This window comes from Synechococcus lacustris Maggiore-St4-Slac (genome assembly GCF_024345595.1).
GTDB lineage: Bacteria > Cyanobacteriota > Cyanobacteriia > PCC-6307 > Cyanobiaceae > Synechococcus_D > Synechococcus_D lacustris.
In genome coordinates this window covers 16,019-27,395 of sequence record NZ_JAGQBK010000005.1, presented here as the reverse complement: position 1 = coordinate 27,395, position 11,377 = coordinate 16,019, and the positions used below count along the sequence as shown (strand labels likewise).

Here is an 11,377-nt window from a genome sequence, read left to right as displayed (position 1 = left end):
TTATGATGCTTTCGATCCTGCTTTTAATTCCCCTGGTTGGGGCATTGCTCTTTCTAATTTTGCCAAGCAATCTTGCACCTACGCGCATGCGTAGCATAGCAATTGCCGTGTTGGTTGTTCAATTAATATGGAGTTTGAGGTTACTGTTTGCCTTTGATCCAGAGATTTCTGGCATGCAATTGCAGGAATCATATAGCTGGGTGGAGAAGCTTGGCTTGCGTTATGAATTAGGGATAGATGGTCTTTCTCTACCATTGGTGTTATTAAATGCCGCCCTAACCCTTGTGGCGGCTGTATGCACAAGGGAATTGACCGAAAGACCCAGGCTTTACTTTGCTCTTATTTTGCTAATTAGCTGCGCTGTTAATGGCGCATTTGTTGCTAATAATTTATTGTTTTTTCTGCTTTTCTACGAGCTGGAATTAATTCCCCTCTGGCTTCTTATTTTGATTTGGGGTGGCGCCCAGAGGGTTTATGCAGCCACTAAATTCCTTTTGTTCACTGCCCTTTCAGGTGTTCTTATCCTTGCTGCTTTCCTTGGCTTAGCCTTAATTAATGGCAGTGTTGATTTTAGTTTGAGCCCGCTAATAACTGAAAATATTAGTATGACTAGTCAACTCCTGTTGCTGGGTTGTTTATTGGTGGGTTTTGGCATCAAAATTCCGCTTGTGCCATTTCATAGTTGGTTGCCTGATGCCCACACCCAGGCTTCCACGCCTGTTTCAGTTCTTCTTGCGGGAGTGTTGTTGAAACTTGGCACCTATGGCTTGCTGCGTTTTGGCTTAGGGATGTTTCCTGATGCTTGGGCTTTGCTTGCTCCCGCCATGGCAATTTGGGCTGCAATTTCAGTGCTCTATGGATCATTTGCGGCTATCGCCCAAAGGGACATGAAGCGCATGGTTGCCTTTAGCTCCGTGGGCCACATGGGTTATGTGTTGCTGGCGGCAGCTGCAGCCACCCCTGTTGCCCTAACGGGCGCTGTTTTTCAAATGGTTAGCCATGGCTTGATTTCGGCTCTTTTGTTTCTACTTGTGGGTATTGTTTATCGCAAAACTGGCACCAGAGACTTGGAAGTGTTGAGGGGCCTTCTTAATCCTGAGCGGGGGCTTCCCTTTACGGGCACCCTGATGATTCTTGGCGTTATGGCAAGTGCTGGTTTACCAGGAACGGCTGGTTTTATTTCAGAATTCCTTGTATTTAGGGGCAGCATCCAAACCTATCCATTAGCTACTTTGCTTTCCATGGTTGGATCTGGTTTAACTGCTGTTTACTTTCTCTTGCTTGTGAATCGCGCCTTTTTTGGCCGTTTAGCTATCACCCCAGCTGATGATCCAGAACTGCATAAACGCTTAGATGTGCAATTGGCACCAGTGGCGCTAAGGGAAACAATCCCAGCCCTTGCCTTAGCCATTGCTGTTATTTCAATTGGTTTGTTGCCAGTGGGTCTCGGCAGTGTAAGCAATGCAGCCACAGGCGCCATGGCCCAATTATTTGCTGGGGTGGGCTAATGCCAGTTATACCTTCTGAATTGGTGCGCTCTGGGGCAGTTCCAAGTGCCTTGGAATTGCAACGTAAATTACTTGCTTCTGAACCATTACTAGCCGATACTAAAACCCATTTAATTGAGGTGGTTGATGTTCTTAAAAGCTATGGTGAAGTGCTCGATGCCTATAGTAAAAATTTGATTTATCAGGCTGAAGATCAATTCCTCGTGCCTTTTCCATTGTTTAAGTATTTAAATGGTGATAAATCAATTGCAAAAATCTGGCGGCATCTTTGCCATGACCGCATTAATTTTGAATATGCGGAATATTGCATGAAATCCATGCTTTGGCATGGCACAGGCGGGATGGACGCCTATCTTGATAGCGATCAATTTTTAAATAATTGTGCCTTGATCATTGCCCGTAAACGGCGAGATCCATTGTTGGGTATTTTGCATCCTGTTTTCCCGCAGTTTTTAGCTGAGTTGATTCGCTCTGCTGCCACTACCCATGCCTTGGGGCAATTTTGGCGTGTGATGAGCGATCTGTTCATCGATCTGGCCAGCGCCGAGGCCGATGGCCGGGTTAGCTCAATCGCTGAGCTTGTTGATTTCATAAAGCTTGGCTTGGTGGCAGCTGCTGCTAATCCGATCAGCTATGGGGTGCAGATTGATGGCAATCATTATTGGATCTTGCCCCCAGAAGCTGGCCTCACTTTTCTTGGTGATGTGGCTGTTCCCTATGTGGAGGCTGTTTTCCTTAGGGGTACGCCATTTTTGGGCACCGTTTCCTTTAATGCCCAGGCGCAACAAATATCCCCTGATCAGGCCAAGTTTTGTTATGGGGCCCTCTACGCAGACCCCCTGCCCAGCATGGGGGCTGGCATCCCGCCCAGCTTGTTGATGCAGGACATGTATCGCCACCTGCCTTTGCGCTTGGAGCAGCTCTACGAAGGCCGCACCCGCGGTGCTGGTGATGTGCGAGTGAAGATCTGCAGCAGCTTTCAGAAGGCGATGTTTTGTGTAACCAACGCCGCCATCGCTGGTACTTTCCCCCATGGTTTGGCCGGTGCCGATGCCGCTGAAATTGCCGCTGATGGGGCCTACGCCAATGCCTGGGCCCAGCGTCTTTGCCAAGGGCGCACCGATTGCCTAGCGGCTTAAAGTTTCAGCTATGGATCATCAATGGACAGCTAGACCAAAACCAGACCGTGTGGAGTGGCTGGAAAGGCGGCTTGAATTCAGCAACTACGCCAGCAATCGTGATTTTTTAGATCGCTTGAATGATTTTTGTGAGCAGCAGGGCCGCTTTCCCGACATCAGCTTTGGCCGCACCTATGTGAATATTACCCTTAGGTCTGAAAATGAAGGATCTCCAATATCAGAGGAAGATTACGCTTTTGCAACCAGCATCGATGGCCTGATATGAGCTTTTTTAATTGGTTTGTTTATTAATTGGTTGATTTATTAATTGCGCCTGCGGGAATCAATTTGCAGTAGATCTTTAACCTGCTGCACTTGGTTGGCAAGATTTGGATCGGTGCCCAGTTTTTTCTCTATTTGCTGCACTGCATACATCACAGTTGTGTGATCTTTACCACCAAATTGTTCGCCAATTTTAGGCAGGCTTAGGTTTGTGCATTGACGCATTAAATGCATTCCCACCTGGCGGGCTTGGCTAACAGCTTTTTTACGACTGCTGCTGCACATCTCAACCGTGCTAACACCAAAAACCTCAGCAATTTTTTCTAGCAATAATTTGGGATTAATCTCTCCTTCCGGCATTGATGAACCAAGTAGAGGTGCAACTGATTCCACTGTCATTGGTAGGCCAGTAATAGATGCAAAGGCCACAGCCCGGGTGAGGGCACCCTCTAATTCACGAATATTTGATGTGAAGCGGCCGGCTAGATATTGAATTAAATCACGTGGTAATTTCATTTTTTCCTGTTCTGCTTTTTTATGCAAAATCGCCATTCGCGTTTCCAAATCTGGTGTTTGAACATCGGCAATTAAGCCCATGGAAAAACGTGAGATCAGCCGTTCCTGCAAGCGTTGAATTTGACTTGGGGGCCGATCGCTGGCGATAACGATTTGACGACCGGCTTCATGTAGGGCATTAAAGGTGTGAAAAAATTCTTCTTGGGTGTATTCCTTGCCTTCAATGAATTGAATATCATCTACTAAAATAAGGTCACAGGCGCGATAGCGATCGCGGAAGGCCTGCATTCCATCTTTGCGAATGGCAAGGATTAAATCATTGGTGAATGTTTCTGTTGAAACATAAAAAACCCTCGCCTCTGGATCGATCTCCACCCGGTAGTGGCCGATGGCTTGCATCAGATGGGTTTTACCTAAGCCCACACCACCACACAGGAAAAGGGGGTTGAATTCCCTGCCGGGCGATTCGGCCACGGCTAAGGCCGCGGCATGGGCCATGCGGCTGTTGGGGCCCACCACAAAGCGTTGAAATGTGTAGCGGGGGTTGAGGTTTGCCCTTAGCCGCGTGGCTGGGGTGGGAGTTTGAGGTTGTGTGTTGCTTGGCTGATAGTTGCTGGGGGCGGGTAGGGGCGGAGAGCCACCTGGATCGTTTGCGCTTGTGATGATCACCTGCACGGCTCTACCGCCGTGGGCGCTAGCCAGTTCGGTGATCAGGCCCAGGTAGTTGCGTTGTAACCAGCCGGAGGCAAATGGATTTGGTGCTTCCAATTGCAGGGTGTCGCCAGTGGCTGCAAGGCAACGCACCGGCCGTATCCATGTTTCAAATGTTGGTTTGCTGAGATTGCTGTGCAGTTCTTTCTGCACTTGATCCCATAAATCTGGCTCTGGCAAAGGCGAGGCTGTCACTTGGGGAAAACCGATCCAACCTGTGCCGAATTCCGAATATAGATGCATTGCGCAGCTTCTACCGCCTAGCGCGATACTTCCAGCAATCAGCCGTTACCGATGGGTCCTGTGCGTTGCAATTTTGAATTTCGCTTTCCCCAACTGCTGCCAGTGCTTTTGCTGCTTGGGGGCTGCAGCTCCCTATGGCGCCCTGGTGCACCCCCTAAGGCGCCGCAGTTAAGCGATGGTCCATCCCAGGCGCCGATCGCTGTGGGAAGCAGTTTTGTGGCCGATGCGGTGGCCAAGGTGGGGCCTGCTGTGGTGCGGATCGATATCAAAAAAGAAGTTGCTAATCCAATCGGCGGCATTTTTGGCATGGGCCCGCCGTTGCAGGAGCAGCAGGGGCTCGGCTCAGGTTTTATTACCCGATCCGATGGTTTATTGCTTACGAATGCCCATGTGGTCGAGGGGGCGGGCAGTGTTGCTATCACCCTGCCCGATGGCCGTAGTTTTCCTGGCAAAGTGCTCGGCGCAGATCCCCTCACCGATGTGGCCGTTGTAAAGGTGGCAGCCCAGGGGTTACCTGTGGCACCGCTTGGTAATTCAGCGAATGTGCGTCCAGGGGAATGGGCCATCGCCATCGGTAATCCCCTCGGCCTTGATAACACCGTAACGCTTGGAATTGTTAGTGCTACTGCCCGCACCGATGCCCTTGGTGGCGGCCAACGGGTTGCTTATATCCAAACGGATGCGGCAGTTAATCCGGGCAACAGCGGTGGACCATTAATTAATGATCGCGGCCAAGTGATCGGTATTAATACAGCGATTCGCCAAGCACCAGGTGCTGGTTTGAGTTTTGCTATTCCCATCAATAAAGCAAAAGTTGTTGCTCAACAAATCCTCGAAGCAGGCAGGGCTAGCCATCCTTATTTAGGTGTAAAACTGCAGGCGATTACTCCACAGCTGGCTAGGGAGGTGAATGCCACTGGTAACAATTGCAAATTGCCTGAACGCAATGCTGTGGTGGTAGTTGATGTGGTGCAGGGCAGCCCCGCGGCCCAAGGGGGATTGCGCAGTTGTGATTTGATCTTGAAAGTTGCCAACCAGCCGGTTAAGAGCCCCTCTGATGTGCAGGTGGCGGTGGAAGGCGGCCAGGTTGGTCGTGAATTAATGATCACAGTGGAACGGCAGGGTAAAACCCAAGCCTTTAAGTTGCGGCCGATGGAGTTACCTAGGGGCCAGGGGTGAGGGCTAGCAGGGTTTTGGTGCTGCTGGGCCGTTTGCCAGCACCTGGTAGATGTAAACGCAGATTAGCGATAGATATCGGAGCAGTGGCTGCCGCTCGGGTTCAAAGGCAACTGTTGGCCCACACCCTTGCGGTAGCTAATCAATGGCGATCAACTACCGCAAATGGAGCTGTGGTTATAGCAATTGGTTGTGCCCAGGGGGTAGGTGGCCTTGGCTTGCGAATGCAACGGCAATTTGCAAAGGCATTCAGGGGCGGCGCTAGGCATGTGGTGTTGATAGGTAGTGATCTACCGCTGCTTAGCGCTATGGATATTAACGATGCATTTGAAGCACTCAACCAACGGGATTTGGTGATAGGACCAGCCCTAGATGGGGGCTATTGGTTAATTGGTTTAAACCACTCGCATGGTTCCTTATTTAGCGGAATCCCATGGGGTAGCAATCAGGTGCTTGCTGCAACTACAGATAGGGCGCAAATTTTAGGTTTATATCCATGGCTGCTAAAAAGCAGAGCTGATATTGATCAGTTGCAAAACCTCAACCCATGGTTTGGCGATTGCGAGGGAGATGGCGATGGCTAATTTCCGGGAACCAGGCCAGTGGAGTGTGGTGATTCCAGTGCTGAACGAAGTGGAGTTGCTTGGTGGCCTGTTGGCTCAGTTGCAGGACGTGACTGAATTGATAGTGGTTGATGGCGGCAGCAGTGATGGCAGTTGTGAATTAGCCCTGTTGATGGGTGCCAAGTTATTGAGATTTAGTTGTGCCAATCGCGGAGCCCAATTAGCCCATGGCGCATTGCAGGCAAGGGGCAGCCATTTGTTTTTTGTTCATGCCGATGCCCGTTTACCTGCGGGGTGGTGTGGCCTGCTGGCTGATTGTTTAGAACAACCAGGGGTTAGTGCTGCCGCCTTTCGCTTAAGGGTGCAGGCTGCGGGATGGCGCCTGCGCCTACTTGAATTCTTTGTGCATTTGCGCAGTAGCTGGCGTGAACTTCCCTATGGCGATCAAGGCTTGGCGATAACAAAACAAACCTATGGGTTGGTGGGAGGTTTTCAACCGATCCCATTAATGGAAGATCTTGATTTTGTGCAACGCTTAAAAAAACTTGGCTCTGTGGTGATAGCACCAGCAGCGATAACGGTTAGTGGTAGACGCTGGCAACGTTTAGGGGTGTGGCGCAGTTGCTGGCGGAATGCAAAATTACGGGCCGCCTGGCGCCGTGGGGTGAGTGCGGAAATTTTACAGAAACAATATTAATCATAAAAAATTGCAATAATAGAATTTTTTCCCATTTCACCAGTTTACGTATAAGTTCCGCTAGATATTAATCTTTTAACTTGACTACCCCTGGTCTGGGTAGGGAATGGCGCCATAACTTTTTTAAGCAAAAATAATTATAACATTATTTTGATGAATAGGGATTTGCCTTGTTGGCCTTACCTCTGATCACTTGATAAAATAAAATTCCCAGCTAATATATTTTTTATTTGAGCTCACTGCATGCTTAGCTCATTGAAAACTGTTTATGTCATATTGTTCCGTAATGTTGCGATTGGCGCACTGTTTTTCGCGACCTTGAATACTGGCAAATTACTTGCACAAGAAAGCCTAGATCGAATAGATATATCAACAGATATATACTATCGATCACAGCCAATTTTCAACCCAGTGGGAGGATTCGAAAACTCAGGTTCGATACTGCAAGGGTTGTGGCTCCAATTCAAGCTTGGCAAAGGAATCAATAAAAACAAAGCAGTATGGACAGAGCTTGATCACTGGAGCATAGTAAGTAGATTAGCAATTGTAAGAGGTGATGGAAATTATTACCAACAAATTGGAGCCGCTTATCCCTTGCAAACCATGACATCATCAGGTCAGTGGCTAACCGAAGCCACAATAACTAGAGAGCCAGGTGAGGGAAATCTATTGTTTAAGGCAGGCATATTTACACTTAATCCAGAATTTATGGATAGCAATATTTTTAATAACTACGTTCATTCTGCAATTAATGATACGTTTAATGATGAGGTTTTGGGGGTTCCAATTGCACCATTGGCAGCTACTGGGGTAATGCTCGGTTATGGGAATGCAATGGGCTCAAAGTATGGAACCCTTAAATTAGGTGCTTTTGGCATTATGCCAACTAATCAATTTGGGGTTTCATATTCTGCAAAAAATCCTATTCCGTATTTATCTGGTGGGCTTGCTATTGTTCAATGGGAGAAGCAATTTAATAGCAAAAAGATACTATCAAAATCCACTTCAATTAATTCATCTGATAATGGAGAAGCCCTGCCAATGCCAGGAATTATGATTGGCGGATATTGGAGCAAAAGTTATACGAATGGTAATGGAAGTAGTTATCAAACTATTAATGTTCCTGTAGGTGAAAATAGAACAATTTATGGATCAATCATCCTTCCCTTAGAAAGTATAATACCCAGTAGCGTAAACAGTAGGATATGGCTGGCTGGAAGAATAGGTTTGGATACCGAAAATAATCCAGCTCCATCATATGCAGGAATTGGCCTACTTAGGCAGGGGCTGATTCCTGGGCGGCCTGGAGATGTTACGGGAATTGCAGCTGTAACAACAGGTTTTAGTCAAAATATTACACCAGGCACAACTCAAGAATCGGTTATTGAGTTCAACCATAGGATTAGGATCAGTTCAAAAATTAATATTAAACCGTTTGTTCAGTTAATAATAAACCCCGGGGGCACTGGTGATCTGTCACCAATACTTGCACCAGGAGTGGAGTTTTCTGCAAGCATCTGGTAAGAGCAATCGATGTTATCAAGGTTTAATTCCGGCTAACTCTCGAAGATCACTTAGTTTGGTTGTCCAATTCTCCTCCCAGGCAATAGCAAGAAAAGGCTGAGCTGTCATACCCAGTTGGTAACCCCTGCAAATATTATTCATCATCTGGCATCTGCTTTCATCTGAACCACCAATGGCCCTTACTAACTTTGCGGCCATCAACATGCATGTTGTTGGTGAGCCAGATTGAGCATAGGTAAATGCATTCATTCCCGCTTCACCAGCCTCACTGGTGTCAAAATCAAGAATTATATGCCACATATCATGGGTATCATGGAGGCGATTTATCAAATATGATCGATCATCATGCTCTTGTAAATTTTGAAAGAAATGCGGATTTAAGTGATTTGCTTGCATGAACGTTGCCCATTGATGGCCAAAACTATCTGAGGGTAACGCTAAAAGCGTATTAAGATCAATGGGCGTTGCTTGATAACGAGAACGTATAAAGTTAGCAACAGGAATGATGTTCATAACGTATTCTAGCATCATGTCATTAACACCTAGTTGCGTGAAAACTTTACTGATCGATGCATTGTCAGAAGCTGTGCCCGGTTCTTTCATGTAATGCAGGAACCCACTCAAATCAATTCCATCTGTGTTCAACTTTTCATGCATTGGCTAAGAAAAACTCTATAGGTAGTATAATGTGATTAAAGAAAGATTCAACAAGAATGCACTCCTTCAAGATGGCAGCCTTAAAGCAGATGCATGCCATGGGAGTTTCTAGGCTTGCTGTGCTTGGCGCTCTTATTACAACTGGTGTTTCAGCAAATGCCGTAATTCCTTTAGTAGCGCAACAAGAGATGACAACGATGATGAATTCAGCGTTGAATTATCAATTGTTTTTGAATAATGTTACTTTAATATCATTACCATTTTTGATTGGCTCATTGCTGTTGCTACGCAATAAAAGAAACCAACAGATTGGCCAAATTGGATTTGCGGTATTGGCATTTCTTAATATGTTGCTCTATCTTACGAATCTCCAATGGCATCCGCTTCTTATTCGCTGCCTGATTGGAGTTGCATTTGGTTTAACAATACCAATTGGCCAATTTAGCCTTGCAGTTGCTGAATTAAATCCAAGCGAGAGAGTAAAGCAATTTACGATGATGCTTAATTTAGTTGCGGCTGGGCTTGCAGTTGTTCCATTTATTGGGATTGCAATTCTGTGGTTTGGGAATGGTAACGCGTCATTATTATTCTTATTTCTTGCTGTCTTATCCGCGGTTTTATCAATACTTTCAGGACTGTGGATTCCACCACGGGAGCGTATATGCCCCCCTAGTAGGCAAAGTTTATTAATACCCAAAAAAGATTTTTTAATGGTTATTGGCGATGCCGCTGTTATTATTCTAACACGTTCTATTTACGCATTCGTACTGGTGTGGCTTTCTTCAATTATTAGTAATTTTAAAAGTTTGCAAATGATAAGCCTTTGTTTTACTCTGCCGTTTGTAGTTTGGGGATTCCTGGCAATCCCTTTGCTAAAGCTCTTAAAGCCAATGATATCTTTTGGGATTTTCGTGATTTCTCCAGCTGTTCTTCTTGGTTTTATTATAGGTATTCGTGATTTGTACTGGCTTCCATTTGCCTTGGTTTTTATTGCCCTATTAAGTATCCCTGAGGCTTTCACTCCTGGCCAACTAATCAGCCAATGGCAAACGGCTTCTGGCCGTCAGTTTGGCAATATTCTTACTATGGCGTTAATGACAGTTTGTCTTGCGATTGGTCCTGCTATTTTTGAGCTCATTACATATTTAAGCCATACATGGCCAATCATTTCGCCCAACAGTCCATTTAATATGTCTCTATGGCTCTTGCTGCTTCCCCTGCCCATTGCTTTAAGTTTTATTGTTGGTTTTTGGAGAAAACATCTAATACCATCACTCAGAAGAAGTTAGAATTCTTTCAGAACATTCCCTCCTGATTTCAATGGCAATCAATCCCGCAGAGCAAATAAATCCATGGCATCCCGTTGTCGCTAGATTGTTACTATTGCTTGAGGACGATATAGAGCTTAATTCTAGATTAGAAAATGCACTTAAATTTTCTGGTCGTTTTGAGGAGCCACTTTTAGTTAGCTACTGTTATCTTATTCATAGAATGCAAACAACAATTCCAAACCCACAAACATGGCTGCCTATGAATCTTGAATTTTATTATGTGATAGCTTGTGCTGATAATAATTACCTTAGCGAGCATATTGGCTTTATGGATTGGGTTCGTTATTATGTTGAAAGTATTGGCTCATGGATGGATTCTCCTGAGTCTATTGATCAACTTCAAATGTTTTATGATGATAAATATTTTAAGATTGATGATTATGTGGCTCCCCCTGGCGGATGGAAAACATATAATCAGTTTTTTGCAAGACAGATTAAGAGTGGTGCGCGGCCTATAGATGAACCAAGTAATAACAAAATCATTGTATCGGCTGCTGATAGTTCATTTTGTGGTTGTCATCAAATTTCTCCAGAATCAAGTGTTAAAGCAAAGGGTCTTAATTGGTATATCAGTGATCTGCTTGAAGATAGTCCCCACGCAAATGAATTCACAAATGGATGGTATTGCCATAGTTTCTTAGCTCCTACCAATTATCATCGTTTTCATACACCTGTTGCAGGTAAATTAATTGAACTTCGCAATATAACTGGTAAAGTAACAATGGATGTTCATCTAGATCCCAAAGGTAATTTAAGTGTTCTTCGTGGCGCCATTGGTTATCAATTTAAGCAAGAGCGCGGTTTGGCTGTTATTGAATCAGCTATAGGGCTTGTGGCAATTATTCCAATTGGCATGGGAATTGTTTCATCAGTTTCATTTTCTGCATTGAATAATTCTATCTTAAGTAAAGGAAGTGAACTGGGATTTTTTAGTTTTGGTGGCTCTGATGTGGTTTTGTTGTTCCAAAAGGGAGCTGCTATTGATTGGCTGGTTAAAGAAGGAGATACTATTCAGCAGGGCCAATCTATAGCCTTTGCTAATTGTTGATCT

General features: G+C 45.5%; 11 protein-coding genes. 9 read left to right on the top strand and 2 right to left on the bottom strand.

Translation table 11 applies throughout. The annotated features are described in order from the left end of the window. The first annotated feature begins 2 nt into the window (after positions 1-2). From KBY68_RS05290 to KBY68_RS05280, 3 genes are read left to right on the top strand one after another with little or no spacing between them, the layout of a single operon-like run. Positions 3-1,508 carry an NADH-quinone oxidoreductase subunit M gene (locus KBY68_RS05290; RefSeq protein ID WP_255096196.1) on the top strand — a complete coding sequence of 502 codons (1,506 nt, stop codon included), beginning with the start codon at positions 3-5 and terminating at the stop codon, positions 1,506-1,508. After that, positions 1,508-2,647 (top strand): CO2 hydration protein, encoded by a 1,140-nt coding sequence (locus KBY68_RS05285; protein WP_255096194.1) that lies wholly within the window; start codon positions 1,508-1,510, stop codon positions 2,645-2,647. The genes KBY68_RS05290 and KBY68_RS05285 overlap by 1 nt, the downstream gene beginning before the upstream one ends. 10 nt (positions 2,648-2,657) lie before the next feature. Then, complete coding sequence (locus KBY68_RS05280; protein ID WP_106499468.1) at positions 2,658-2,912, top strand: 4a-hydroxytetrahydrobiopterin dehydratase; 255 nt, start codon at positions 2,658-2,660, stop codon at positions 2,910-2,912. Positions 2,913-2,950: 38 nt separating this feature from the next. On the opposite strand, the gene dnaA is transcribed toward KBY68_RS05280, so the two are convergent. Beyond that, positions 2,951-4,330 carry a chromosomal replication initiator protein DnaA gene (gene dnaA / locus KBY68_RS05275; protein ID WP_255096193.1) on the bottom strand — a complete coding sequence of 460 codons (1,380 nt, stop codon included), beginning with the start codon at positions 4,328-4,330 and terminating at the stop codon, positions 2,951-2,953. A 99-nt stretch (positions 4,331-4,429) separates the two neighbouring features. On the opposite strand from dnaA, the gene KBY68_RS05270 reads away from it, so the two are divergent. From KBY68_RS05270 to KBY68_RS05255, 4 genes are all read left to right on the top strand, one after another. Beyond that, positions 4,430-5,557, top strand: a complete 1,128-nt coding sequence (locus tag KBY68_RS05270; protein WP_255096192.1) for a trypsin-like peptidase domain-containing protein — start codon at positions 4,430-4,432, stop codon at positions 5,555-5,557. Next, entirely contained in the window at positions 5,554-6,138 is a 585-nt protein-coding gene (locus tag KBY68_RS05265) for a TIGR04282 family arsenosugar biosynthesis glycosyltransferase (protein WP_255096190.1), read from the top strand. The genes KBY68_RS05270 and KBY68_RS05265 overlap by 4 nt, the downstream gene beginning before the upstream one ends. Beyond that, positions 6,125-6,814: a TIGR04283 family arsenosugar biosynthesis glycosyltransferase gene (locus tag KBY68_RS05260; RefSeq protein WP_255096189.1), complete on the top strand. Its 690-nt coding sequence runs from the start codon at positions 6,125-6,127 to the stop codon at positions 6,812-6,814. Before KBY68_RS05265 ends, KBY68_RS05260 begins: the two co-directional genes overlap by 14 nt. A gap of 243 nt (positions 6,815-7,057) precedes the next feature. Beyond that, a complete protein-coding gene (locus KBY68_RS05255; protein WP_255096187.1) occupies positions 7,058-8,338 on the top strand; it encodes a carbohydrate porin in 1,281 nt (426 codons plus the stop codon). Positions 8,339-8,353: 15 nt separating this feature from the next. On the opposite strand, the gene KBY68_RS05250 is transcribed toward KBY68_RS05255, so the two are convergent. Then, positions 8,354-8,995: a Coq4 family protein gene (locus tag KBY68_RS05250; protein ID WP_255096186.1), complete on the bottom strand. Its 642-nt coding sequence runs from the start codon at positions 8,993-8,995 to the stop codon at positions 8,354-8,356. Positions 8,996-9,066: 71 nt separating this feature from the next. Here KBY68_RS05250 and KBY68_RS05245 point away from each other — a divergent pair, with 71 nt between their 5' ends. Together KBY68_RS05245 and KBY68_RS05240 are read left to right on the top strand one after the other, a co-directional pair. Continuing rightward, positions 9,067-10,284, top strand: coding sequence for an MFS transporter (locus KBY68_RS05245; protein ID WP_255096185.1), 1,218 nt, complete (start codon positions 9,067-9,069; stop codon positions 10,282-10,284). A gap of 31 nt (positions 10,285-10,315) precedes the next feature. Further along, positions 10,316-11,374: a phosphatidylserine decarboxylase gene (locus KBY68_RS05240; RefSeq protein WP_255096183.1), complete on the top strand. Its 1,059-nt coding sequence runs from the start codon at positions 10,316-10,318 to the stop codon at positions 11,372-11,374. Positions 11,375-11,377: the final 3 nt, after the last annotated feature.